Source organism: Streptomyces sp. LaBMicrA B280 (genome assembly GCF_049222185.1).
Classification (GTDB): domain Bacteria; phylum Actinomycetota; class Actinomycetes; order Streptomycetales; family Streptomycetaceae; genus Streptomyces; species Streptomyces murinus.
In genome coordinates this window covers 36,745-60,872 of record NZ_JBMJCT010000019.1, presented here as the reverse complement: position 1 = coordinate 60,872, position 24,128 = coordinate 36,745, and the positions used below count along the sequence as shown (strand labels likewise).

Annotated in this window: 23 protein-coding genes and 2 pseudogenes; 14 read left to right on the top strand and 11 right to left on the bottom strand. The window is 73.3% G+C overall.

Going from position 1 to position 24,128, the window contains the following annotated elements; translation table 11 throughout:
• Nucleotides 1–13 precede the first annotated feature (13 nt).
• Nucleotides 14–1,543 carry an amino acid permease gene (locus ACLF5H_RS18220; RefSeq protein ID WP_421677060.1) on the top strand — a complete coding sequence of 510 codons (1,530 nt, stop codon included), beginning with the start codon at nucleotides 14–16 and terminating at the stop codon, nucleotides 1,541–1,543.
• A gap of 30 nt (nucleotides 1,544–1,573) precedes the next feature.
• Here ACLF5H_RS18220 and ACLF5H_RS18215 read toward each other — a convergent pair whose 3' ends face one another.
• Entirely contained in the window at nucleotides 1,574–1,753 is a 180-nt protein-coding gene (locus ACLF5H_RS18215) for a metal ABC transporter permease (protein WP_421677059.1), read from the bottom strand.
• Between ACLF5H_RS18215 and ACLF5H_RS18210 the strand changes: the two genes are divergently transcribed.
• A complete protein-coding gene (locus ACLF5H_RS18210) occupies nucleotides 1,704–3,026 on the top strand; it encodes a peptidase C39 family protein (protein WP_421677058.1) in 1,323 nt (440 codons plus the stop codon). The genes ACLF5H_RS18215 and ACLF5H_RS18210 overlap by 50 nt on opposite strands.
• Before the next feature lie 103 nt (nucleotides 3,027–3,129).
• Entirely contained in the window at nucleotides 3,130–3,270 is a 141-nt protein-coding gene (locus ACLF5H_RS18205; protein ID WP_421677057.1) for an SCO1431 family membrane protein, read from the top strand.
• A gap of 9 nt (nucleotides 3,271–3,279) precedes the next feature.
• Here ACLF5H_RS18205 and ACLF5H_RS18200 read toward each other — a convergent pair whose 3' ends face one another.
• On the bottom strand, nucleotides 3,280–3,441 hold the full coding sequence (locus ACLF5H_RS18200) for a hypothetical protein (protein WP_421677056.1): 162 nt from the start codon (nucleotides 3,439–3,441) through the stop codon (nucleotides 3,280–3,282).
• A gap of 387 nt (nucleotides 3,442–3,828) precedes the next feature.
• Here ACLF5H_RS18200 and ACLF5H_RS18195 point away from each other — a divergent pair, with 387 nt between their 5' ends.
• Nucleotides 3,829–5,001 carry an acyl-CoA dehydrogenase family protein gene (locus ACLF5H_RS18195; protein ID WP_421677055.1) on the top strand — a complete coding sequence of 391 codons (1,173 nt, stop codon included), beginning with the start codon at nucleotides 3,829–3,831 and terminating at the stop codon, nucleotides 4,999–5,001.
• On the opposite strand, the gene ACLF5H_RS18190 is transcribed toward ACLF5H_RS18195, so the two are convergent.
• Together ACLF5H_RS18190 and ACLF5H_RS18185 are read right to left on the bottom strand one after the other, a co-directional pair.
• Nucleotides 4,964–5,221 carry a hypothetical protein gene (locus ACLF5H_RS18190; protein ID WP_421677054.1) on the bottom strand — a complete coding sequence of 86 codons (258 nt, stop codon included), beginning with the start codon at nucleotides 5,219–5,221 and terminating at the stop codon, nucleotides 4,964–4,966. The two genes, ACLF5H_RS18195 and ACLF5H_RS18190, sit on opposite strands and share 38 nt — an antisense overlap.
• Before the next feature lie 103 nt (nucleotides 5,222–5,324).
• On the bottom strand, nucleotides 5,325–5,759 hold the full coding sequence (locus ACLF5H_RS18185; RefSeq protein ID WP_421677053.1) for a hypothetical protein: 435 nt from the start codon (nucleotides 5,757–5,759) through the stop codon (nucleotides 5,325–5,327).
• A gap of 215 nt (nucleotides 5,760–5,974) precedes the next feature.
• On the opposite strand from ACLF5H_RS18185, the gene ACLF5H_RS18180 reads away from it, so the two are divergent.
• From ACLF5H_RS18180 to fxsA, 4 genes and pseudogenes are all read left to right on the top strand, one after another.
• Nucleotides 5,975–6,415, top strand: a complete 441-nt coding sequence (locus ACLF5H_RS18180) for an Lrp/AsnC family transcriptional regulator (RefSeq protein WP_085562598.1) — start codon at nucleotides 5,975–5,977, stop codon at nucleotides 6,413–6,415.
• A gap of 91 nt (nucleotides 6,416–6,506) precedes the next feature.
• A pseudogene (locus ACLF5H_RS18175) lies at nucleotides 6,507–8,119 on the top strand (amidohydrolase).
• A gap of 608 nt (nucleotides 8,120–8,727) precedes the next feature.
• Nucleotides 8,728–9,525: a polyprenol monophosphomannose synthase gene (locus ACLF5H_RS18170; RefSeq protein ID WP_421677052.1), complete on the top strand. Its 798-nt coding sequence runs from the start codon at nucleotides 8,728–8,730 to the stop codon at nucleotides 9,523–9,525.
• Nucleotides 9,526–9,567: 42 nt separating this feature from the next.
• On the top strand, nucleotides 9,568–10,128 hold the full coding sequence (gene fxsA, locus ACLF5H_RS18165) for an FxsA family membrane protein (RefSeq protein WP_421677051.1): 561 nt from the start codon (nucleotides 9,568–9,570) through the stop codon (nucleotides 10,126–10,128).
• Between the two features lie 89 nt (nucleotides 10,129–10,217).
• Here fxsA and ACLF5H_RS18160 read toward each other — a convergent pair whose 3' ends face one another.
• The 4 genes and pseudogenes from ACLF5H_RS18160 to ACLF5H_RS18145 form a co-directional block, all read right to left on the bottom strand.
• Nucleotides 10,218–10,592 (bottom strand): RNA polymerase-binding protein RbpA, encoded by a 375-nt coding sequence (locus ACLF5H_RS18160; RefSeq protein WP_003977404.1) that lies wholly within the window; start codon nucleotides 10,590–10,592, stop codon nucleotides 10,218–10,220.
• Nucleotides 10,593–10,870: 278 nt separating this feature from the next.
• The gene (locus ACLF5H_RS18155) at nucleotides 10,871–12,235 is read right to left on the bottom strand and encodes an MFS transporter (RefSeq protein WP_421677050.1); all 1,365 of its coding nucleotides are present in this window, start codon (nucleotides 12,233–12,235) and stop codon (nucleotides 10,871–10,873) included.
• Between the two features lie 55 nt (nucleotides 12,236–12,290).
• Nucleotides 12,291–13,058 carry a glycerophosphodiester phosphodiesterase gene (locus tag ACLF5H_RS18150; RefSeq protein WP_421677049.1) on the bottom strand — a complete coding sequence of 256 codons (768 nt, stop codon included), beginning with the start codon at nucleotides 13,056–13,058 and terminating at the stop codon, nucleotides 12,291–12,293.
• A pseudogene (locus ACLF5H_RS18145) lies at nucleotides 13,055–13,746 on the bottom strand (YczE/YyaS/YitT family protein). The gene ACLF5H_RS18150 and the pseudogene ACLF5H_RS18145 overlap by 4 nt, the downstream one beginning before the upstream one ends.
• A 63-nt stretch (nucleotides 13,747–13,809) precedes the next feature.
• Between ACLF5H_RS18145 and ACLF5H_RS18140 the strand changes: the two are divergent.
• Entirely contained in the window at nucleotides 13,810–15,321 is a 1,512-nt protein-coding gene (locus tag ACLF5H_RS18140; RefSeq protein WP_421677048.1) for a PLP-dependent aminotransferase family protein, read from the top strand.
• Between the two features lie 144 nt (nucleotides 15,322–15,465).
• On the opposite strand, the gene ACLF5H_RS18135 is transcribed toward ACLF5H_RS18140, so the two are convergent.
• Nucleotides 15,466–17,085, bottom strand: coding sequence for a hypothetical protein (locus ACLF5H_RS18135; protein WP_421677047.1), 1,620 nt, complete (start codon nucleotides 17,083–17,085; stop codon nucleotides 15,466–15,468).
• A gap of 49 nt (nucleotides 17,086–17,134) precedes the next feature.
• Entirely contained in the window at nucleotides 17,135–17,329 is a 195-nt protein-coding gene (locus tag ACLF5H_RS18130) for a hypothetical protein (protein WP_037650905.1), read from the bottom strand.
• Nucleotides 17,330–17,592: 263 nt separating this feature from the next.
• Here ACLF5H_RS18130 and ACLF5H_RS18125 point away from each other — a divergent pair, with 263 nt between their 5' ends.
• The 5 genes from ACLF5H_RS18125 (at nucleotide 17,593) to ACLF5H_RS18105 (ending at nucleotide 23,438) form a co-directional block, all read left to right on the top strand.
• Complete coding sequence (locus tag ACLF5H_RS18125) at nucleotides 17,593–17,985, top strand: ankyrin repeat domain-containing protein (RefSeq protein ID WP_421677046.1); 393 nt, start codon at nucleotides 17,593–17,595, stop codon at nucleotides 17,983–17,985.
• A 300-nt stretch (nucleotides 17,986–18,285) separates the two neighbouring features.
• Nucleotides 18,286–19,704 carry a HEAT repeat domain-containing protein gene (locus tag ACLF5H_RS18120; protein ID WP_421677045.1) on the top strand — a complete coding sequence of 473 codons (1,419 nt, stop codon included), beginning with the start codon at nucleotides 18,286–18,288 and terminating at the stop codon, nucleotides 19,702–19,704.
• Nucleotides 19,705–20,116: 412 nt separating this feature from the next.
• A complete protein-coding gene (locus ACLF5H_RS18115; RefSeq protein WP_421677044.1) occupies nucleotides 20,117–21,244 on the top strand; it encodes a glycosyltransferase family 4 protein in 1,128 nt (375 codons plus the stop codon).
• The gene (locus ACLF5H_RS18110; protein WP_421677043.1) at nucleotides 21,241–22,476 is read left to right on the top strand and encodes a glycosyltransferase; all 1,236 of its coding nucleotides are present in this window, start codon (nucleotides 21,241–21,243) and stop codon (nucleotides 22,474–22,476) included. Before ACLF5H_RS18115 ends, ACLF5H_RS18110 begins: the two co-directional genes overlap by 4 nt.
• A complete protein-coding gene (locus ACLF5H_RS18105; protein ID WP_421677042.1) occupies nucleotides 22,473–23,438 on the top strand; it encodes an SGNH/GDSL hydrolase family protein in 966 nt (321 codons plus the stop codon). The genes ACLF5H_RS18110 and ACLF5H_RS18105 overlap by 4 nt, the downstream gene beginning before the upstream one ends.
• Here the strand turns inward: ACLF5H_RS18105 and ACLF5H_RS18100 are convergent.
• The gene (locus tag ACLF5H_RS18100; protein ID WP_421677041.1) at nucleotides 23,431–24,108 is read right to left on the bottom strand and encodes a TetR/AcrR family transcriptional regulator C-terminal domain-containing protein; all 678 of its coding nucleotides are present in this window, start codon (nucleotides 24,106–24,108) and stop codon (nucleotides 23,431–23,433) included. The genes ACLF5H_RS18105 and ACLF5H_RS18100 overlap by 8 nt on opposite strands.
• Nucleotides 24,109–24,128 lie beyond the last annotated feature (20 nt).

Here is a 24,128-nt window from a genome sequence, read left to right as displayed (position 1 = left end):
TGTGTCAGAACGGATGTCTGCTCCCCGGGCCGCGGCCCGCGCCGGAGAAGACGCGGTCGTGCTCGACGACGACGCGACCCTGCATGCGATGGGTTATCCGCGGAAACTCACCCGCCGTTTCAAGGCGTTCGACAATTTCGCGATCTCCTTCACCATCATCAATATTCTTTCGGGCATCTTCTCGTCCTTCGGATTCGGTATGAACGCGGGCGGCCCGCGCATTCTCGTATTCGGCTGGATCGGCGTCTCGATCATGGTTCTGCTCATCGGCGCGGCCATGGGCGAGGTCGCCTCCGCGTATCCGACGAGCGGTGCCCTCTATTTCTCCGCCGGTAAACTCGCCAAGCGCCACAAGGGCGCCTGGTCCTGGTACACGGGCTGGTTGAACTTCGTCGGACAGATCGGCGGCACCGCCGCCACCGGCTATGCGGCGGCCACCTTCATCCAGGCCTTCGTGCAGCTCCAGTGGCCCTCCTACCAGCCGACCGTCCATCAGACGGTGCTGATCACGGCCTTGATCATCGTGCTCCAGGGGCTCGCCAACACCTACACGGTCCAGCTCGTCGCCGTCCTCAACCGCATTTCCGTGTGGTGGCTGCTGATCGGACTCGTCGTGATCGTGGGCGCACTCATAGTGATACCGGATCACCATCAGTCGGCGTCGTTCGTCACGCATTTCGAGAACAACACCGGCTTCACGAGCGGGCTTTACGGAGGCATGCTCGGTCTGCTCGTCACCAGCTGGACGTTCACCGGCTTCGACGGCAGCTTCCACATGTCCGAGGAAACGGTGCAAGCCACGGTCAACGCGCCCAAGGGGATCACCCGCGCCATCGGCTATTCGGCGATCACCGGTCTCATCCTGATGCTGGCACTGGTCTACAGCATTAAGGACTACGCCAAGGAGGCCGCGAACGGCGCGCCGCCCGTGCAGATCCTGATCGACGGCCTCGGCCTGAGCACCGCCAAGGTCATGCTCCTCATCGTCATCGGCGCGATGCTCTTCTGCGGTCTCGCCAACCTCACCAGCAACACCCGGCAGATCTTCGCCTTCTCCCGGGACGGCGCCATGCCCGGCTCCCGGCTGTGGCACTCGGTCTCCCCGCGCACCCGTACGCCCGTCAAGGCGGTCTGGCTCGCGGTGGCCTGCTCGCTCGCCCTCATCGTGCCCGGCTGGTGGTCGCACACCGCCTTCACCGCGATCGTGAGCGTCAACGTGGTCGGCCTGTTCCTCGCCTACGCCGTCCCGATCTTCCTGCGGCTGCGGCTCGGTGACGCCTTCGAGTCCGGCCCGTGGAACCTGGGCCGCTGGAGCAAGCCGGTCGGCTGGCTCGCCGTGATCTGGATCGCGCTCAGCAGCGTCCTGTTCATGCTGCCGCAGGCGTCCCCGATCACCGTGGACTCCTTCAACTACGCGCCGATCGCGCTCGCCGTCGTCCTGCTCGTGGCCACCATCTGGTGGTTCGCCACCGCCCGCCGCCGCTTCCAGGGCCCGATCAGCTACGGCCGCCCCGACGAGATCGCGGCCATGGACCTCATCTGATCCGTACCGCGCACGGCGCGTCCACGCGCCTCAAGGCCCCGGCCCCGGCACCACCATCAGCGCGGAGACCAGCAGCAGCCCGACGACACGCATGGCGACCGTCACCGTCACCGCCGCCGTGACCGCCGTCAGCAGGTTCAGGGCGCGCACCGGCAGCCCGGTGACCCCCGCCACGCCCGCCGCGGCCGCCGCCCAGCGGGGCACCGCCATCGCGTGGGTGGCCGTGGCCGACGAGCCCGGTCCGACCGGGGCCCGCCCCGTCGACTACCACGCCTGGACCACCTACAGCGAGTGGCGCACCGGCACCGCCCAGGGCGCCCGTCCGGTCTCCGGCCCCCGCCCCGGCGTGCGGATCGGCGCCCCCGCGGGCACCGCCGACTACACCGACCCGCACACCGGCACCACCGCGACCTGGGAGTACGCCACCTGGACCGGCCCGCGGTACCGGCTCACGGTCCCGGCCACCGAGGTCGTCGCCTCCTGGAACGCGCACACCCCCGACGGCACCTGGATCCAGGTGGAGTTGAGCGGGACGTACTCGGACGGCGGCGAGACGCCCTGGTACGTGATGGGCCGCTGGGCGGCCGGCGACCAGGACATCAAGCGGACCTCGGTGGACGGCCAGAGCGACGGCAGGAGCAGCGTCTGGACCGACACCTTCGCCATCGACGACGCGAGCACCGGGCTGCGCCTCGCCTCGTACCGGCTGCGCCTGACCCTCTACCGCAGGCCGGGCACCCGGCTCACCCCGACCGTGTGGCGGCTCGGCGCGATGGGCTCCGACATCCCCGACCGCTTCACCGTCCCGGCCTCCACGCCCGGCCTCGCGCAGGAACTGGTGGTGCCGCGCTACTCGCAGGAGATCCACAAGGGCCAGTACCCGCAGTACGACAACGGCGGCGAGGCGTGGTGCAGCCCGACCTCCTCGCAGATGATCGTGGAGTACTGGGGCGGCCGGCTCAGGGCCGACCAACTGTCCTGGATCGACCCGTCCTACGCCGATCCGCAGGTCGACGCGGCCGCGCGCTTCACCTACGACTACCAGTACGAGGGCTGCGGCAACTGGCCGTTCAACGCGGCCTACGCGGCGACCTTCGCCGACCTCCAGGGCGTCGTCACCCGGCTCGCCTCGCTGACGGACCTGGAGACGCTGATCGCGGCCGGCATCCCGGCCATAACGTCCCAGTCGTTCCTGAGCGCCGAGCTGACCGGGGCGGGTTACGGCACGTCCGGACACCTCATGACGGTGATCGGCTTCACCGCGGACGGCGATGTGATCGCCAACGACCCGGCCTCGCCGGGGGACGACGCGGTACGACGGGTGTACAAGCGCCGGGAGTTCGAGAACATCTGGCTGCGGACGAAGCGGTACAACGCCACCGGCGCGGTCTCCTCCGGCACCGGCGGGGTCTGCTACCTCTACTTCCCGGCCCGCCCGAGCGCCCACCAGCGCAAGGCCCTGGCCGCGGTGGGGGTGCGCTGACCCATGTGAGCAAGCTCATCGCCGCGTGCGCCGTCGCGGGTGGCAAGGTGGACGGACGGGTGGGGGAGACCGCTCTGTACGTCCGACCTCTGTGAGTACCAGCATGACCGCACACTCCGCCACCGCCACCCGCGCCCGCACCGGCGGTCCCCGCGACGACGGGCCCAAGATCCTCGAACACGTGCTGGGCTGGGTCCTCGTCGTGGTCACCGCGATGCTGGTCACCCAGCTGGGCCTGCTCTGAACCGGGCGCCTACTCCAGGGACTTGATCAGCCCCGGCGCGGCGCCGCGCGGGAGGGCCCCGTCCCGGTCCCCGCTGACGGCTCCCGCCCCCAGGAGCAGTCCGGCGCCGATCGCAGCCGCGCACACAGCCGAGACCAGCGTTCGCATCCGAAGCCGCTGAGAATGCCGCATCGTGCCTCCTCGCATCCGTGAGAGAAACACCCGCACGCGCTGACGCGCCGGTCCTGGACCGTAGGAGGACTAGACCAGTAGGTCAACGCCGGGGGAGCGGTTTCCGGCCGCGCCCGGGCGGTCCCGGGTGTGCGGTCCCGGGCGTGTCCCACCCGCCCCGGAGACCTCCCCGCGACACCCCCGTCCGGCGCCCGGCTGGAATGTTTGAGTGAGCGGTCGTTAACTGGTGACGGAAGTCCGATGTTCGGGCATACTCAGCGCAGCCGCTGGTCAGCGGGCTTCCGTGATCCGGGAGTGCGCACCGTGGCCGTAACGGAACGATCAGGCGGAGCCGCCCTGACCCGTGGGCCGTGCCGCCGGTTCCCCACCAGGGAGGAGACCGACGCCATGTCCGACCGCGACCCGCAGCCGGTGGAGCGTCAATTGCCGACGGACGAGGCGAGGGACCTGCTCACCCTCGTCCGGGAGATAGCCCGGCGGGAGATCGCCCCGAGGGCCGCCGAGGAGGAGGACGCGGGCCGTTTCCCGCGCGAGGTCTTCACCCTGCTCTCCGAATCCGGCCTGCTCGGCCTGCCGTACGCCGCGGAGCACGGCGGCGGCGACCAGCCGTACGAGGTCTACCTCCAGGTACTGGAAGAGCTCGCCGCGGTCCGGCTCACCGTCGGCCTCGGCCTCAGCGTGCACACCCTCGCCTCCTACGCGCTCGCCGCCTACGGCACCAAGCAGCAGCAGGTCGAGCACCTCCCCGCGATGCTCGGCGGCGGACTCCTCGGCGCCTACTGCCTGTCCGAACCCGCCTCCGGCTCCGACGCCGCCTCCCTGCGCACCAGGGCCGTACGGGACGGCGACGACTGGGTGCTCACCGGCACCAAGGCCTGGATCACCCATGGCGGCATCGCCGACTTCTACACCGTGATGGCCCGCACCGGCGAGGACGGCCCCCGCGGCATCACCGCCTTCCTCGTGCCCGGCGACGCCCGGGGCCTCAGCGCGGCCGCCCCCGAGAAGAAGATGGGGATGAAGGGCTCGCCCACCGCCCAGGTCCACTTCGACGGCGTCCGCGTCGGCGACGACCGCCGCATCGGCGAGGAGGGCCAGGGCTTCGGCATCGCCCTGTCCGCCCTCGACTCCGGCCGCCTCGGCATCGCCGCCTGCGCCATCGGCGTCGCCCAGGCCGCACTGGACGAAGCGGTCGCCTACGCCACCGGGCGACGGCAGTTCGGCCACCCCATCGCCGACTTCCAGGGCCTGCGCTTCATGATCGCCGACATGGCCACCCAGATCGAGGCGGGCCGCGCCCTCTACCTCGCCGCGGCCCGGCTGCGCGACGCGGGCAAGCCGTTCGCCAAGCAGGCCGCCATGGCCAAGCTGCACTGCACCGACACCGCCATGAAGGTCACCACGGACGCGGTACAGATCCTCGGCGGATACGGCTACACCGCCGACTTCCCGGCCGAGCGCTACATGCGCGAGGCCAAGGTGCTCCAGATCGTCGAGGGCACCAACCAGATCCAGCGGATGGTCATCGCCCGTCACGTGGCGGGACCCGAAGCCCGCTGAACCGGTCCGCGCCGAACTGACCCGTACGCACCGTCGGCGCCGCCAGCCGCACCCACTCGGGGTCCTGGCGGCCCGGCAGGGTACGGCCGCGATCGGCCCAGGCGCGCAGCAGATCGCGGTAGATGGGCGGATCCTGCGGGGCGGCGGACCGGTCCGGCACCGCGGGGCCCGGGACGAAGATACGGCGCCGACGCCCGGGGGCCGGGTGCAGGGATGTCATACCCGTGAGAACGCTGCACCCGGCGGGCGGGTCACCGCCCGCCCGAATCGAGCGTCAGTCCAGGGACGTCCGGCGCGGACCGGGCCCGGCGCGTGCGCGGGGCTCAGGCGGCCGGCTGGCGCATCTCCGGCACCCGCATCGGGCGCGAGCCGGGACCGCCGACGTGCGAGAAGGGCTGCGTCCGCCAGTCCAGGCCCTGGGGGAGCGTCAGCAGCAGGGCGGTGTCCTGCTCCTGCGGGGTGACGGAGGCGTCCGCGGGGCGGGCGTCGGTGGCCGAACGGCCGGTGCCCGCGCACACGGTGAGCCCGAACGGGTTCCACGGCGAGGCGCACAGCGCGTGCTCCGGCAGGATCTCCTCGTCCGCCAGCAGCGCGATCGGCTGCGCGCAGTCCGGGCAGATCACCCGGTACATCTCCAAGGTGTCGTAGGCGTCCAGCTCGTCCTCGAAGGCGTCGGGTTCGACGCCCTCCGGCTCGGGCTCGACCACCGGCTGCTGCCGCTTGGACGCGGATCGACCAGGGCGCTTGACACTCTGCATGGGATTCTCCCCCTAAGGCTGGGCCGTGAAAGGCTCGGCGGCCACGACCACAGCAAGCACTTCCCGTCCGCTCTCGGCGGTAATCACGAGAACATCACGAAGCCTGTTCGAACGGTGTGGCGTTCGTCACATCGCGTGCACAGATGACCGTACCGGCATTCAAGGAGGGCCGTCGGCTGTCCGAGAAGATCGAACGCCCTGTAGGTTTTGGCGCCATGGAGGAGCTGGACCGTCAGATCGTGCAGCTGCTCGTCAAGGACGGGCGGATGAGCTACACAGACCTGGGCAAGGCCACGGGCCTGTCCACGTCGGCCGTGCACCAGCGGGTGCGCCGACTCGAGCAGCGCGGCGTCATCCGCGGCTATGCCGCGGTGGTCGACCCGGAGGCCGTCGGGCTGCCTCTCACCGCGTTCATCTCGGTGAAACCGTTCGACCCCAGCGCCCCCGACGACATCGCCGACCGCCTCGCCGGCGTGCCCGAGATCGAGGCGTGCCACAGCGTCGCCGGCGACGAGAACTACATCCTCAAGGTCCGCGTGGCGACCCCCCACGAGCTGGAGGAGCTGCTGGCCCGGCTCCGGAGCCTGGCGGGCGTGTCGACCCGTACGACGGTGGTCCTGTCGACCCCGTACGAGGCCCGTCCACCGCTCATCTGACGGCGCCCCGTCCACCACGGGTGCCGGGGACGCACCGGCACCCACCGCCCCAGATGCACCACCCCGCGCCGTCCGAGAGAAACTGTCGCCTATGAGCGAGCGCACCCTCCTTCTCCGCAACGGCGACGTACACAGCCCCGCCGACCCCTTCGCCACCGCGATGGTCGTGGAGGCCGGCCATATCGCCTGGGTCGGGTCGGAGGGCGCCGCAGACGCGTTCGCCGACGGGGTGGGGGAGGTGATCGATCTCGACGGCGCCCTGGTGACCCCCGCCTTCACGGACGCCCATGTGCACACCACGGCCACCGGCCTCGCGCTGACCGGTCTCGACCTGAGCGCCGCGCCCTCCCTGGCGGCCGCGCTGGCCCTGGTCCGGGAGTTCGCCGCCGCCCGGCCCGCCGACCGGGTGCTGCTCGGCCACGGCTGGGACGCCGCCCGCTGGCCCGCTGGGACGCCGCCCGCTGGCCCGGCGGCCGGCCGCCGACGCGCGCGGAGCTGGACGAGGCCACCGGCGGGCGCCCGCTGTACCTCTCCCGTATCGACGTGCACTCGGCCGTCGTCACCACCGCCCTGCTGGACATGGTCGGCGGCGACCTGCCCCGCGCCGACGCGCCCCTGACCCGGGACGCCCACCACGCCGTACGCGAGGCCGCCTTCGCCGCCATCACCCCCGCCCAGCGCGCGGAGGCCCAGCGCACCGCGCTGACGCACGCCGCCTCCCTCGGCATCGGCTCGGTGCACGAGTGCGGCGGCCCGCAGATCTCCTCCGAGGACGACTTCACCGGCCTGCTGGAGCTGGCCGCCACCCTGCCTGGACCCCGGGTCCTCGGCTACTGGGCCGAACGGGACGTCGACAAGGCCCGCGAGCTGGGCGCGACCGGCGCCGCGGGCGACCTCTTCGCCGACGGCGCCCTCGGCTCGCACACCGCGTGCCTGCGCGAGTCGTACGCCGACGCGGACCACACCGGCACCGCCTACCTGGACACCGACACCATCGCCGCCCATGTGATCGCCTGCACCGAGGCGGGCCTCCAGGCGGGCTTCCACGCCATCGGCGACGCCGCCGTGTCCTCGGTGGTGGACGGGGTGCGCGCCGCCGCCGAGAAGGTCGGCCTCGCCCGGATCCGGGCCGCCCGGCACCGCGTGGAGCACGCCGAGATGCTCACCCCCGAGACCGTGGCCGGCTTCGCCGAGCTGGGCCTGATCGCCTCCGTGCAGCCCGCCTTCGACGCGCTGTGGGGCGGCGAGGACGGCATGTACGCCCGCCGCCTCGGCGCCGAGCGGGCCCGCACCCTCAACCCGTACGCCGCCCTGCTGCGCTCCGGCGTCCCGCTGGCCTTCGGCTCCGACAGCCCCGTCACCCCGCTCGACCCCTGGGGCACGGTCCGCGCCGCCGCCTTCCACCACACCCCCGAGCACCGGGTCTCCGTGCGCGCCGCCTTCACCGCGCACACCCGGGGCGGCTGGCGGGCGATCGGCCGGGACGACGCGGGCGTCCTGGTGCCCGGCGCGCCCGCCGACTTCGCGGTCTGGCGGACCGGCGAGCTGGTGGTGCAGGCCCCCGACGACCGGGTGGCCCGCTGGTCGACCGACCCGCGCTCCGGCACTCCCGGCCTGCCCGACCTCACCCCGGGCGGCGAGCTGCCGCGCTGTCTGCGCACCGTGGTGGGCGGCCGGACGGTCTTCGTACGGCCGGGCGAGTGATCTCCGGGGGTGGCGCGGCCGCCGCCCCTCGCCCCGGGCGCCTCGCGCGACCTGCGCATCCTCCGCACCGCGCCCGGGCGGCACGGAGGATCCGCAGGTCAGAGGTCTGTTGACAGTCGGGCGCGGAGGGCCGGTAGGTTCGTCCGAGTCCACCACCGGACGCCCGACCGGGAAGCGTTCGCGCATCTCCCCGCCGCGCCGCTGGGTCAGGGACGGCGCCCCGCACCGGGGCACCGCCACTGGCAGCCAGGCTCAGCGCCCGCGCCGGCGGGGAAGCGTTCCAGCCGGTCGGCCAGGTGCGACCCCGGGTGGGGCCCGGCCTCAGTAGACAACGGCTTTCGGTCGATCCGCAGCCAGCGGGTCCCAGGTCGGCCCGAAGAGTGCCGGGCCCCCATCCGCAGCCCGGGGGAGGCAACCCACCCGGGTTCGGAATCATCCGAACAGTCGGAAGAGGAAAAGAACGTGCCGCGAGCAGGTCGGGAACATCCCGAAAAGCGCGTTCTTACCCCACTCTTGTGCAATCGACACCACCATACGTACCAGCTGTCACGTCCACCCAGGCGGCGGCCACTATGGTGGACGCCTGCGTACGACCAGAAGGGGCAGCAGTGAACGACGGCGACGGGACCCTCGCGGCCAAGGCCCAGGGGAGGCAGTTCGGCCCGCTCGGCACGGCCTTGGTGATCATCCCGACCTACAACGAGGCGGAGAACATCAAGACCATCGTCGGCCGGGTGCGCAAGGCCGTCCCCGAGGCCCACGTGCTGATCGCGGACGACAACAGCCCCGACGGCACCGGCAAGCTCGCCGACGAGCTGGCCGCCGAGGACGACAACGTCCAGGTGATGCACCGCAAGGGCAAGGAAGGGCTGGGCGCCGCCTATCTCGCGGGCTTCCGCTGGGGCCTGGAGCACGACTACGGCGTGCTGATCGAGATGGACGCGGACGGCTCCCACCAGCCCGAGGAGCTGCCCCGGCTGCTCACCGCGCTCAAGAGCGCCGACCTGGTGCTCGGCTCCCGCTGGGTGCCCGGCGGCCGGGTGGTCAACTGGCCCAAGTCCCGCGAGTTCATCTCCCGCGGCGGCAGCCTCTACTCCCGGCTCGCCCTCGATCTGCCGCTGCGCGACATCACCGGCGGCTACCGCGCCTTCCGCGCCGAGACCCTCAAGGGCCTGGGCCTGGACGAGGTCGCCTCACAGGGCTACTGCTTCCAGGTCGACCTCGCCCGCCGCGCGGTCAAGGCCGGCTACCACGTGATCGAGGTCCCGATCACCTTCGTGGAGCGCGAGCTGGGCGACTCCAAGATGAGCAAGGACATCCTGGTCGAGGCGCTGTGGCGGGTCACCGCCTGGGGCGCGGGGGACCGCGTCGCCAAGCTCACCGGCAAGGACAAGCAGACCCCGTAGCCCCTTATCCGGCGCTGAGCCGGAGCCAGGCACACTGGGGGTATGACGACTGGCGCTCCGACCACCCCGCACACCGCCCGGCCCCGGCGCTCCCGGCTGCGCAGGTATCTGCCGCCGGCCCTCGCCGGGTGGCTGGTGCTGGAGATCTGGCTGCTGACCCTGGTCGCCGGGGCGGCGGGCGGCATGACCGTGTTCCTGCTGCTCGTGGCCGGTGTGGTGGCCGGTTCCGTGGTGATCAAGCGGGCGGGCCGCCGGGCCTTCCAGAATCTGAACGAAGCGCTCCAGCGGGGCGGCTCCCCCCAGCGCGGCGAGGGCAACGGGCTGACGATGCTCGGCGGCCTGCTGCTGATCATCCCGGGCATGATCTCCGACCTCCTGGGCCTGCTCCTGCTGCTGCCCCCGGTGCAGAAGGCCGTGAGCCGACTCGCCGAGAACACCTTCGAGAAGCGGCTGCGCGCCGCCGCCCCCGGCAGCCTGGGCGACGCCTTCCAGCAGGCCCGTATGCACCGCCCCGACGGCAAGGTCGTCCAGGGCGAGGTCATCCGCGAGGACCGCGCCGGGCGCCCGGGACCGGACGAGCACCGGCCGCCCCTGACCCGCTAGCCCGACAGCGCGAAGACCGCGGGCGCCGTACGTCCTGAAGAACGTACGGCGCCCGCGGTCTCGTGTATGTGCGCTGTGCGGCTTGCCCGCTATGCCGACTTGCGGCTGTCCCGGGGATGCACGGCGATGTTCATCGCCCCCGAACGCAGCACCGCCAGGCGCTCCTCAAGGACCTCTTCGAGTTCCTCGCGGGTGCGCCGCTCCATCAGCATGTCCCAATGGGTGCGCGCGGGCTTGGCCTTCTTCTCCTCCGGGCCGTCGCCGTCCACCAGGAGTGCCTGGGCCCCGCAGACCTTGCACTCCCACTCCGGCGGGATCTCCGCCTCGACCGAGAAGGGCATCTCGAAGCGATGTCCCTTCTCACATGCGTACTCCACGGCCTGGCGCGGGGCCAGGTCGATGCCGCGGTCCGTCTCGTAGCTGGTCACCACGAGGCGCGTACCGCGAAGAGCTCGCTCACTCATGAATCGTGCCTCCCGGGCTTGTCGCCCACAGGACAGGTGTCGCTGTCGTCGTCATCCGGTCAACGTCCGGTCGGCGGTAAAGATTCCCGTTCCGGGTCCCGTTCCGGGTCATGCGTCGCCGTCGTAGCCGCCCCTTGTTCTACCCACAGGCGCCCGGTTTGTCACATCTGCTAGCAGATGTCACCCAGCGTTTCGGCATCTTTGACGCGCAGTAACGGTCCGCCTGGCAGGCCAAACGCGTACACTACCGCCCTTTCGTGCCGAGCGCTAAATCGGCGCTAGATCTTCTCGGGCACCGGGTTGCCCGCGGCGGCGATCGCCCGCCGTACCGGGACCCGGGCGAGCAGGGCGAATCCGATGATGAAGAAGGCCACCAGGGAGATGATCGCGGAGCGGTAGCTACCGGTCAGCTGGTACGTCACACCGAACAGCATGGGGCCCAGCCAGCTCATCCCGCGGTCGCTCAGCTCGTACGCCGAGAAGTACTCGGCCTCCTTGCCCGGCGGCACCAGATGGGAGAAGAGCGAGCGGGACAGCGCCTGGCTGCCGCCGAGGACCATGCCGATGCCGGCGGCCAGCAGGAAGAAGTACACCGGCGCCTTCGCGGGCAGGAAGTATCCGGCGGCGAGCGTGATCGTCCAGGCCACCAGCGAGCCGAGGATGGTGCGCTGGGCGCCGTACGTCCGCGCGAGACGGCCCATCGCCAGCGCGCCCGCCACCGCCAGCACCTGCACCAGCAGCACCGCCACGATCAGCGTGGACTGCCCGAGTCCCAGCTCCTGGGAGCCGTAGACGGAGGCCTGGGAGATGACGGTCTGGATGCCGTCGTTGTAGATCAGGTACGCCAGCAGGAAGGACAGCGTCAGCGGATGCCGGCGCATGTCCCGCACCGTCGCCGCCAGCTGCCGCAGCCCCGTCGACGGGACCCCCTCCGGCGCGGCCCCGTCCGCCGCCCGCGCCCGCCGGTCGCGCAGCAGCCGCAGCGGTACGAGGGTGAAGGCGCCCCACCACAGGCCCGCCGAGGCCAGGCAGATGCGCACCGCCTGGCCCTGGCTCAGGCCGAAGGAGTCGTGGGCCGAGTACAGGACCAGATTGGCGACGAGGACCATTGCGCCCGCGCCGTAGCCGAAGGCCCAGCCCCGGGAGGAGACCGCGTCGCGCTCCTCGGGCGGGGCGATCTGCGGCAGATAGGAGTTGTAGAGCATCCCGCCGACGGCCGCCGCGGCATTGGCCACCACGAGCAGCACCCCGCCCAGCAGATACCGGTCGCCGTCCAGGAAGAACATGCCCGCGGTCGCCGCCGCGCCGGTGTAGGCGGCCGCCGCGAGCAGCGGCTTCTTACGGCCCGTGCGGTCGGCCGCGCTGCCCACCAGCGGCATCGCCACCACGGCAAGGATCACCGACAGGGACACCGAGTAGGCGAAGTACGACCCCGCCCGCACCGGTATGCCCAGCGGGTGCACATAGCCGCCGGAGTCCGCCGCGTGCTCGGCGATCGAGGTGAGATAGGGACCGATGAAAACGGTCAGGACGCTCGCCGAATAGACCGAGTACGCCCAGTCGTAGAAGTACCAGCCTCTTTGCTGGCGCCGGAGGTCGGCGGTCTCGTCCGCCACCCCCGCGCGCACGGTGTCGATCCCCATCGTGCCCTCGCTTCCGCTCCCCTGCGAAGGCAAGGGCGGCCGGTGCCGGATCGGTTCAGACCCAGGCCCCGCGCTCCTCCATGACCTTGCGCAACGTGTCGATGTGATCGGTCATGATGCCATCCACACCCAGGTCCAGCAGCCGGTGCATGCGTTCCGGTTCGTTGATCGTCCAGACATGGACGTGCAGCCCGCGCGCGTGGGCGGCGCGGACGAAGCGGGCGTCGACCACCGGGACGCCCGACTGGGCCTCCGGCACCTGTGCCGCCACCGCCGAGCGGCGCACCGCGGCCGGCAGCCCCCAGGAGCGCAGCCGCAGGCTCAGCACCCCGCGGGTGCCGAAGGAGGTGGCGAGGCGGGGCCCGGCCAGCCGCTGGGCGCGCAGCACCCGCGCCTCGGAGAACGAGCCCACGCAGACCCGGTCCCACGCGTTCCTGCGCTCCAGCAGGTCGAGCAGCGGCCGCAGCGCCGGCTCCGCCTTGATGTCGATGTTCCAGCGGACCTCGGGGAAGGTCTCCAGCAACTCCTCGAACAGCGGCACCGGTTCACGCCCGCCGACCCGCGCCCGCCGGACCTCGTCCCAGGGCAGGTCGGCGATGCGGCCCGCGCCGTCGGTGACCCGGTCCAGGGTCGTGTCGTGGAAGGCCACGAGCCGGCCGTCGGCCGTGGCGTGCACATCGGTCTCGATGTAGCGGTAGCCCAGTTCCACGGCGCGGCGGAACTGCGCCGCGGTGTTCTCCACCCCGTCGGCGGCTCCGCCGCGATGGGCGAAGGCGAGGGGGCCCGGGTGGTCGAGGTAGGGGTGGCGTATCGCGGTGGTCACCGACGCAGTATCGCGCCACGGGGTGTCCTTTCGGCAACGATCGTGCTGCTGCTCGATGCCGGGGGCAGGGCGAAGACCCGCAGGAAGAACTGGGCCAGCGGACCGATGGACAGGGCGTACAGCACGGTGCCCACGCCGATGGTGCCGCCCAGCGCGAACCCGGTGGCCACGACCGTCACTTCGATGATCGTGCGCATCAGCCGGATCGAGCGCCCGGTGCGCTGGTGCAGGCCCGTCATCAGCCCGTCGCGCGGGCCCGGTCCGAAGCGCGCCGCGATGTACAGGCCGGTGGCCGCGCCGTTGAGCAGCACCCCGGCGAGCATCAGCGGGACGCGGGCGGGCAGCGAGTGCGCCGGGGGCAGCAGCGCGAGCGTCCCGTCCAGGGCCAGGCCGATGAGGAAGACATTGGAGACGGTGCCGAGCCCGGGGCGCAGGCGCAGCGGGATCCACAGCAGCAGCACCGCCGCCCCCACCACGATCGACACCTCGCCGATGCTCAGCCCGGTCCGCCGCGCGAGCCCCTGGTGCAGCACCCCCCAGGGCTCCAGGCCGAGGCCCGAGGCGACGAGCAGCGCGGAACTCACGCCGTAGAGCGTGAGTCCGACGTAGAGCTGGACCAATCGGCGTCCTATATGCCCGGGAGTGGACACAACATACCCCCCTGGGTAGTGGTAGTGGCCTGACGCATGTCACTCTGTGGCTTGGGAGGAAACTCCATCCATGGCCAATCCGGGGAAGGTGGACTGATCTCATGGCGCAGTGGACCTCGGCGGTGGGGGCCGCGCAGCTCGCCCGGCTGCTCAACTCCCAGCAGGAACGCCCGGCCGGGCCCGGCAGCCGCCGCCCGCCCGCCTACCGGGCGCTGGCCGACGGCGTCCGGCTGCTGGTGCTGGAGGGGCGCGTCCCGGTCGCCGCCCGGCTGCCCGCCGAACGCGAACTGGCCCTCTCCCTCTCGGTGAGCCGCACCACCGTCGCGGCCGCCTACGAGGCGCTGCGCGGCGAGGGCTTCCTGGAGTCCCGGCGCGGCGCGGGCAGTTGGACCGCGGTACCGGCCGGCAACCCGGTGCCCGCGCGGGGCCTGGAGCCGCTGCCCCCGGAGGCCCTCGGCTCGATGATCGACCTGGGCTGCGCCTCCCTGCCCGCGCCCGAGCCCTGGCTCACCCGCGCCGTGCAGGGGGCGCTGGAGGAACTGCCGCCGTACGCGCACACGCACGGCGACTATCCGGCCGGGCTGCCCGCCCTGCGCGCGATGATCGCCGAGCGCTACACCGCGCGCGGGATCCCCACGATGCCCGAGCAGATCATGGTGACGACCGGCGCGATGGGCGCCATCGACGCGATCTGCCATCTCTTCGCGGGCCGCGGCGAGCGCATCGCCGTGGAGTCCCCCTCCTACGCCAACATCCTCCAGCTGATGCGGGAGGCGGGCGCGCGGCTGGTGCCGGTCGCGATGGCCGAGGGGCTCGCCGGGTGGGACATGGACCGCTGGCGCCAGGTCCTGCGCGAGGCCGCGCCCCGGCTCGCCTATGTGGTCGCCGACTTCCACAACCCGACGGGGGCGCTCGCGGACGAGGACCAGCGGCGCCGCCTGGTGGACGCGGCCCGCGCGGCCGGCACGGTGCTGGTCGCCGACGAGACGATGAGCGAGCTGTGGCTGGAGGAGGAGGTGGGGGCCGCGGGGATGCCGCGCCGGGTCTGCGCGTTCGACCCCGCGGGCTCCACGGTGATCACGGTCGGCTCGGCCAGCAAGGCGTTCTGGGCCGGGATGCGGATCGGCTGGGTGCGGGCGGCGCCGGACATCGTCCGCAGCCTGGTCGCGGCGCGGGCGTACGCCGACCTCGGGACGCCGGTGCTGGAGCAGCTGGCCGTCAACTGGCTGTTCAGCACGGGGGGTTGGGAGCAGGCGGTGGCGCTGCGGCGGGCGCAGGCCCGGGAGAACCGGGACGCCCTGGTCGCCGCGCTCGGCCGGGAGCTGCCGGACTGGGAGTTCTCCGTCCCCCGGGGCGGCCTGACCCTCTGGGTCCGCGCGGGCGGCCTGTCCGGCTCCCGCCTCGCGGAAATGGGCGAACGCACGGGCGTCCGCGTCCCCTCCGGCCCGCGCTTCGGCGTCGACGGCGCGTTCGAGGGGTACGTCAGGCTGCCGTTCACCGTGGGGGGAGCGGTGGCGCAGGAGGCGGCGGTACGGCTGGCCGCGGCGGCGCGGCTGGTGGAGACCGGGGGCACGGGGGCGGCGGCGGAGTCCCCGCGGACCTTCGTGGCGTAGGGCGCCGGGACCTACTCCGCGGCCACTGGCTCGGCGGGAACTGGGGGCGGTGGCGCAGGGGGCGGCGGTGCGGCTGGTGGAGACCGGGGGCACGGGGGCGGCGGCGGAGTCCCCGCGGACCTTCGTGGCGTAGGGCGCCGGGACCTACTCCGCCGCCACCGGCTCCGCGGGAACCGCCTCCGCGGGAACCGGCTTGGTCAGGTCGATCGGCTGAGCCGTCGGCACGGCCCTCGGTGGCAGCAGATCCAGCACCGCCCGCCGGTCCCCCTCGCTCGTCGCGTCGTCGTACGGATCCGGCGTCCTCGGCACCTGGAGCCGGTGCACCGGACCGTGCCCAAGGCGGGCGTACCCCCGCCCCGGCGGCACCTGCGCCGGCGGAGTCGTCCGCGGCGGGGCCCCCAGCACCGCCTCCAGCTGCCGCGCCGCCGCGGGTCCGAGGGCGACCCGGGCCCGGGTGTGCTGCCGTACCGCGTCGCCGAGCGCGTCGAGGCCGTCGTACTGCTCGGCGACGACGACGGTCACGTTCGCCGCCCGCCCGTGCCGCAGCGGCACCTGGAGCAGGTCCTGCGGGTCCTCGCGGTCGTCCACCTCGGCGAGGTGCGCGAAGACGCTCGGCCGGTCGAGGAGGATCCACAGCGGGCGCCGGGTGTCGCCGGGGGGCGGATCGCCCGCCTGCCGGGCCAGGTTGATCGCGACCAGCCGCCGTTCCGTCTCCCGCGCGACCCAGTCCAGGCTCGCCAGCGCCCCCGGCAGCGCGCACTCCACGGCCAGCACCCCCTCCCGGCCGGTCAGGCACGCGTACTCGCCGGTGCCCCCGCCGTCCACGATGAGGACATCGCCGTACTGGAGGGCCTGCAGGGCGAGGGAGCGCAGCAGGGTGGACGTGCCGCTGCCCGGCTGGCCGACCGCCAGCAGATGCGGCTCGGTGGAGCGGGTGCCGGTGCGCCAGACGACGGGCGGGACATCGCGCTGCTCGTCGTAGGAGTCCCCGTAGTCCCCGAAGGAGAGGGGAAGGGTGCGCTGCACCTCGCTCGGGTCGGTGAAGCCGAGCACGCTCTCGCCGGGCGCGGTCACGAACCGCTGGGCCACGATGTCGGCGGGCAGCGGCGGCAGGACGCTCACGGCGAGCTGGTTGCCCTCCTCGTCCCAGCCGAAGCGGTACTCGCGCCCGCGGCCCGCCTTCGCGGTGAGCACCTGCTCGATCCGCGCGCGGGCCTCGGACTCGCCGTCCGGGAAGTACGCGGGATAGCGGAGCACCAGCTGCCCGACCCGTCCCGCGTCGTCGAACTCGTGCGCGGTGAAGGCCTTCTCCCACTCCCCGCCGTGCGCGTACAGCGGGGCGGGGTCCTCGGGGACGGAGAAGTACGGCACCAGTGCCTCGTACAGGGCCCGGAGCCGCTCGGTCTGTGACTCGTCGGGGCCCTCGGGCTCGGGCTCCGCGCGGTCGCGGCCCAGCCAGGCCGCCGCCGCCATCACGGTGACGACGGCGAGCAGCGGCCCGTACGGTGCCAGCGCCACGACCAGGACCACGCAGGCCACCAGGAACAGCAGCGGCCCGCGCCGGTCCTTGGGGGTGGCGGCCCATCGGTGCCGCCCCGCCGAGGCCAGCAGGCGCAGCCCGCGGGAGAGGGTGATCAGCGGATGGAGGACGTCGGTGGCGCTGTCGGCCGCCGTCCGGGCCAGCTCCCGGCTCCGGGCCAGCTGTGTCCGCGCGAGCTGCGCGCCGTCCTTGCTCAGAATGCGGGGAAGTGGGCGCCGGGCCACTGCTGTCTCCTGGTGGTGCGTGCGGGCGGGGCGTCGTGCGGGACCGGCGTCAGAACTTGATGCCGCCCAGGAGGCTGGCCAGGCTCTCCCCGCCGGCCTTGATGCTCGGCGCGATGGCCGTGCTCGACAGGTAGAACCCGAACAGGGTCGAGGCGCAGGCGTGCGAGCCCTTGAGGCCGTCCTTGCGGAAGTAGAGGAACACGACGGTGCCGAGCAGGACGACGCCTGACATGGAGAGGATCATTGGGGGCCTCCTGGTGTCGAGGGGGACAGTCACCATCAGTACTTCCAGGATCACAGCATGTGTCTATACGACAAAGAGCGCAACTGGGTGAATATCGTGACTATTCGCCCGTATGGTGGAGCCGATACGGCACCGTTGAGCAGGGCACTTGCGGCCGACCCCGCCCTTAGCGATCTTTACGTCGGGCACAACGGGTCATGTGAGGCACGAGCCAGTACCCTTGCGGTTCACCTGAACGGTTGTAATGAGAGGCGGTCCGGCCGATGAGCGAAGCCCCCGACCCCGAGGTCGTGGAGCTGGCGACCAAGATCTTCGATCTGGCCCGGCAGGGACAGACCGAGGCACTCGTGGCGTACGTCGACGCGGGCGTTCCGGCCAACCTCACCAACGACCGCGGGGACTCCCTCGTGATGCTCGCCGCGTACCACGGGCACGCCGACGCGGTGCGCGCGCTGCTCGCCCGCGGCGCCGAGGCGAACCGGGTCAACGACCGGGGCCAGACCCCGCTCGCGGGCGCGGTCTTCAAGGGGGAGACGGAGGTCGTCAAGGCTCTCCTGGAGGGCGGCGCCGACCCCGCCGAGGGCACGCCGTCGGCCGTCGACACCGCCCGGATGTTCGGTCGGGCCGATGTGCTCGAACTGTTCGGCGTCAGCTGACGCCGGGCTTCTGACCAGCTAAGACACACAAAACGGGGGAGGCGGTACAGGGCCGCCGGAAATACGGTCGCGGCAGCACACACCGCGGGTCATCATGACGACGTGATTCACGGACGCGATGGCTGGGCAGGTGTTGCCGCACCGCGCGGACCGTGATGCGGTCCGCATGGGCCACCGACGAGAGGCAGAGAGAAATGGGCTACAGCAAGCAAGAGACGGCGGGCGCTCCGACGTTGTGTCACGCGGCCAGGTAGTGCGTGTTCCCCGGTTGCGTCGACGCTTGATGTGAGGCTGTTTCCCATGTTCGATCCGGTCATAGCGCCCAGCGGTACGCTGCTCGGCCTGCTTCAGCGGGGCCGCGGCGACGGCACGCTGCACGCGCTCACCGCCCCCCGCGCGGAAGCCCTCGCGGCCCTGAACCACTGTGTGCTGCGCGATCCCCGCCACGACTGGCAGGTGGAGAACCGCTCCCTGTACTACGCCCGGCTCTTCCTCGACCTGAACGGCGAGCTGGACGCCGTCGAGGCACACCTCTTCGACCCCGAGGACCACCTGGAGACGGACGAGTCCCGCACCGGCCTGGCCCTCGCGGTGCTCGGCCATCTCGCCTCGTACGGCCGCCGGGACGCCCTCGACCTGCTGCGCCGGTACGCGGCCCAGGGCGCCAACTGGGCCTGGGCGCTGGACGAGCTGGCGCTGCGTGACGACGACGCGGGACTGCGCGCCCTCGCCGCCCCCGTGCTCGCCCGGTTCCCCGCCGACCCCGAGGGCGAGGCCGAACTGGCCACCGTCGTGCGCGACGCCTTCGAACCCCGGCCCTGGCGGCTGTGGGCCGAGGATCCGCGCGACGGCATCGGCGCCCGGGTGCGGGCCGCCCACGAAGCCGGATGTTTCGACCGCTGGCAACGGCAGATGCGGCCGACCGGGCCCCGCCCCGGCTGGAGCGTGCGCGCCGTCTTCGAGTGGGCCCAGCAGGGCCTCGACCGGGGCGCCGCCCTCCATGTGCCCGCCGCCCGCTGTCTGGTCGCCGTGGCCGGACCCGAGGACCGGCCGGAGATCCTGCTGGCCGCCCGCGCCGGCACCGACGGGGCCCGCTGCACCGCCCTGCGCTATCTCGCCGACGGCAATGATTCCGAGGCGCTCGATCTGATCGAGGCCGCGGTCGGCGACGGCACCGCGGTCGTCGTGGAGGCGGCCGTCGACGCCTTCGAACGGATGCGCAGTGTCAGGGCCGTGGACCGCGCCCGCGGCTGGGCCCAGCGCCCCGACGTGCTCGGCGCCGCCGCGGGCCGGGTCCTCGCCTGCCGCGGCGGTGCCCAGGACAGCTCGCTGGTGCTCGGCGCCCTGCGCGAGGCCGTGCGCGGCGAGGGCCCCGACGCGCCCACGCTGTGGACCCTGGTCGACGGCGCGGGACGCCTCGGCATCGCCTGCGCGGCGCCGGTGCTGCGCCATGTCTACCGCGAGACCGCCTCCTCCCACCTCCGCGGCCGCGCCGCCCGCGCCCTCGCCGCCACCGATCCCTCCTTCGGCACCGGCTTCGCCGTCGAGTGCCTCTGGGACTGCGAGGAGACCACCCGCGAACTCGCCGCCCGCCACGCCGAGACCGGCGACACCCGGGTCGTCGAACGCCTCCGCCGCCTCGCCGCCGACCCGGCCGAGGAGGACGAGGTCCAGACGGCCGTCCGCAGCCGCTTCGGGCCGGACATGTCCGCGGGCTGAGGCCCCGAGGGGCCGGGACGGGTCCCGCGTGCTTCGGGGGGACGGACTCCGCGTAGGCCGGGGGACGGGTCCCGCGTACGCCGGGACGGGATGGCGTACGACGCCACAAGCCCTCGTACGCCATAAGCCTGCGCTGTAAGCCGAGGAGGATGCCCCGAGGGGCCGGGACGGGTCCGCGTGCATACGCCGTGACGGGCCCGTGTGCGTGACGCGCGCCAGGCGCACGCGACCGGCGCGCCCGCCCCCGCCCCCGGCGCCGGGTGCTCCGGATGAACGCCGAGTGACCCTCGGACCAGCGCCCCATGGCCGTCGGCCGGCCCGCCCGACCGCGGCGTACAACGCTCACGGGACGTTCCCCGGGCGGAAAGATCGACGTTGACGCGGCCACGTCCGGTGCGGCGACAACACCCGTATGCGTGTCGTCATCGTGACCGAATCCTTTCCCCCCGATGTGAACGGCGTGGCCCACTGCGCGCTTCAGACCGCCCGGCACCTCGTAGATCGCGGTCACCACCCGCTCGTCGTCGCCCCCGCCCCAGCCCCCGGCACCGGCCCCGACACGGACGCCCCGTGTCCGGTCGTCCGGATCCCCTCCCTCCCGCTCCCCGGCTACCCCCAGGTCCGCGTCGCCCTGCCCAGCCGGCGTCTGGCCGCGGCCCTCGTGACGCACCGGCCCGATGTGGTGCACCTCGCCAGTCCCTTCGTCCTCGGCGCCCGCGGGATGGCGGCGGCCGCCCGGCTCGGCCTGCCCGCGGTGGCCGTCTACCAGACCGACCTCGCCGGTTACGCCCGCACCTACATGGGCGCCGGGGAGGCCGCCGCCTGGCGCCGGATCCGCTCCGTGCACGCCGCAGCCGACCGCACCCTCGCCCCCTCCAGCGCCGCCCTGGGCGACCTGCAGACGCACGGGGTGCCCCGGGTGCGGCTGTGGCCGCGCGGCGTGGACACCGTACGTTTTCGGCCGGACCGGCGTGACGAGGAGCTGCGCCGGGAACTCGCCCCGAACGGTGAGCTGATCGTCGGCTACGTGGGCCGGCTCGCCCCCGAGAAGCACGTCGAACTGCTCGCCGGAGTCTGTGCCCTGGACGGCGTCAGGCTCGTGGTCGTCGGCGACGGACCCAGCCACGCCCACCTGACCGAGGCGCTGCCCGGCGCCGCCTTCCTGGGCCGCCGTACCGGCGACGAGCTGGCGAGGATCTTCGCCTCGCTGGACGTGTTCGCGCACACCGGCCCGTTCGAGACCTTCTGCCAGACCGTGCAGGAGGCCATGGCCAGCGGCGTCCCCGTCGTCGCACCCGCCGTCGGCGGACCGCTCGACCTGGTCGACCACGGCCGTACCGGACTGCTGGTGCCGCCGCGCGACGCCGAGGCCGTCCGGGACGCCGTGCGCTCCCTGGCCGGGGACCCCGCGCGCCGGACCGCGTTCGGCGCCGCCGCCCGCACCCTGGTCGAGGACCGTACCTGGGCCGCCGTGGGCGACCGGCTGATCGGACACTACGAGGACGTGCTCGCCGGGCGCCGTACGGCGGTGGCGGCATGAGCGCCCGGCCGCTGCGCATCGTCCGGCTCGCCAACTTCGTCGCGCCCGCCTCCGGTGGCCTGCGCACCGCCCTGCGCGAGCTGGGCAAGGGCTTCCTGGCGGCGGGCCATGAACCGGTGCTGATCGTGCCCGGTGACCGGCACACCGACACCGACACCGAGCAGGGCCGCGTCATCACCCTGCCCGGGCCGCTGCTGCCCGGCACCGGCGGCTACCGCGTGCTGACCGACAGGCGCCGCCTCGCCGCCCTCCTGGAGGACCTCGGCCCCGACCGGCTGGAGGTCTCCGACCGGACCACCCTGCGCTGGACCGGGCGCTGGGCCCGCCGGGCACGGGTACCCGCCGCGATGGTCTCCCACGAGACCGCCGACGGCGTGCTGCGCACCTGGGGCCTGCCCGAACACCTGTCCAAGCGGGCCGCGGACGCCCTCAACACCCGTACCGCGCACGTGTATTCACGCGTGGTGTGCACCACGGAGTACGCCGAGCGCGAGTTCGTCCGGATCGGCGCGCGCAATGTCGTACGCGCCCCCCTGGGCGTCGACCTGACGGCCCGCCACCCCGCGCTGCGCGACCCCGGCGTGCGCACACGACACGCGCGCGGGGGAGAGACGCTGCTGATGATGTGCTCCCGGCTGTCCGTGGAGAAGCGCCCCGGCACCGCGCTCGACACCCTGGAGGCGCTGATACGACGCGGACGGCCGGCGGTGCTGGTGGTGGCGGGGGACGGGCCGCTGCGGGCCCGCCTCGAACAGCGCGCCCGGGAGCGGGGGCTGCCGGTGACCTTCCTCGGGCACCTCTCCGACCGGGCCGCGCTCGGCGCGCTCCAGGCCACCGCCGATCTCGCGCTCGCCCCCGGGCCCGCCGAGACCTTCGGGCTCGCCGCCCTGGAGGCGATGGCCTGCGGCACGCCCGTGGTGGCCAGCGCCTCCTCCGCGCTGCCCGAGGTCATCGGGTCGGCCGGGGCGACCGCGGCCGACCACGGGGAGGCGTTCGCCGACGCCGTCGAACTGCTCCTGGACCGGCCCGGGTCCGAGCGCCGGGAGGCGGCACGCGCGCGGGCCGAGTGCTTCGGCTGGGGCGCGGCGGTCGAGGCGTTCCTCGCCGCCCATGACACGGAGGTGCTGGTCCGCGCCGAGGACCGTATCGACGGCCGTACCGAGGACCGTACCGACGGCCGCACCGACGGCCGTGACGGCACCCGCCGGGGCGTCCCGGAGGGCGTGGCATGAGACCCGTACGCTTCGTCGCCCTCGGGGACTCGCTGACCGAGGGCGTGGGCGACTTCACCGAGGACGGGCCGCGGGGCTGGGCCGCGCTGCTCGCGCCCGCGCTCGGCGCGGACACGCAGTTCACCAACCTCGCGGTCAGCGGCGCGCAGACCCGGGACGTGCTGGAACGGCAGACCCCGGCCGCCCTCGCGCTGCGCCCCGATCTGGTCGCGGTGGTCGTCGGCGTCAACGACACCCTGCGCCACACCTTCGACATCCACGCGGTGGCCGCCCGCCTCGACCAGGTCTACGCGGCCTGCGCCGGTGCGGGCGCCACCCTGCTCACCGCCTGTCTGCCCGACCCCGGCGCGATGCTCGGCCTGCCGAGCGCCCTGGCCGCCCCGCTGGCCCGGCGGCAGCGGGCGGTCAACGCGGTCGTGCACGCCCTGTCCGACCGGTACGGCGCCGTGCATCTTGACGCGTCCGACGGCGGCTGGATCGCCGACCGGGCCCTGTGGAGCGCGGACCGGCTGCACCCCGGCGAACGCGGCCACCGCCGACTTGCCGCCCGCTTCCACGCCCTGCTCACCACCGCGGGCCACGCCACCGGCCGGCCCCCGTCCCTGGAACCGGAGTTCCCCGCCCCGACCCGCGCGGCGAGCCTGCTGTGGCTGGCCACCGCGGGCACCGCCTGGGTGGCCCGGCGCTGCCACGACCTGCTGCCCCAGCTGCTGCGGCTCGCCCTGGACGAACTGCGCCACGGCGCCCGGGGCACCGGCGCCGATCTCGACCTGGCCGCGTCGGCCGCGGTCACCACCACCCTGGCCGCGCTCCCGGAGCGGCGCCCGAGATCGGCCCTGGCCGCGCTCCCGGAGCGGCGCCCGGCCCGGACACCGGCCGGGGCACGCGCCCTGACCGGTCCTCCGGCGCGCGCCGTGCTGCCCGGATCCGGCCCGCTCGACCTGGAGGTCGGTATCAGCTGACCTCGGCTCCGGCCGCCGGGCGGGCGCCGTCCGGCTCGGCCGGGGTCAGGGAACGCAGGATCAGGGACAGGCCGTAGTCGAAGCGTTCGTCGAAGTCGATGTCCTCCAGGTGCGCGGCCACCCGGCTCAGCGACGGGTGGTCGCCCGCCGCGAGGGCGGTGCTCAGCGTGTGCTCGCCCGCGTCGCCCAGGGCCTGCTGCTCCTGGGTGAGGCCGAGCGTCAGATAGAGCACCGTCCAGAAGGCCCAGGCCGCGTCGCGCTCGGACAGACCGCCGTCGAGCAGCGCCTCCAGCATTTTGTCCGCGTAGCGCAGGGTGCCCGGCTCGGCCGCGTAGGTGCCCGTCACCAGGGCGGCGCCGTCCCGGTGCGCGAGCAGCGCGTGGCGGTAGCGGTGGGCCAGTTCGCGCACCCGCGCGCGCCAGTCCCCGGGCAGGCCGTCCAGCGGCACCTCGGCGGCGATCGCGTCCGCCACCAGCTCCAGCAGCCGTGACTTGGTCTTGGCGTGCCACAGCACGGTGTTCATCCGCACGCCGAGCCGGTCGGCCGTGCCGCGCACCGACACCGCCTCGGCGCCGCGTTCGTCGAGCACGCCGAGGGCGGCCTGTACGACCGACTCCAGATCGAGCCTCGAACGGGTGACTGTCTCATCCGCAGCTTGCTTCTTGGTCACCGACCTAGTCTACTGAAGGT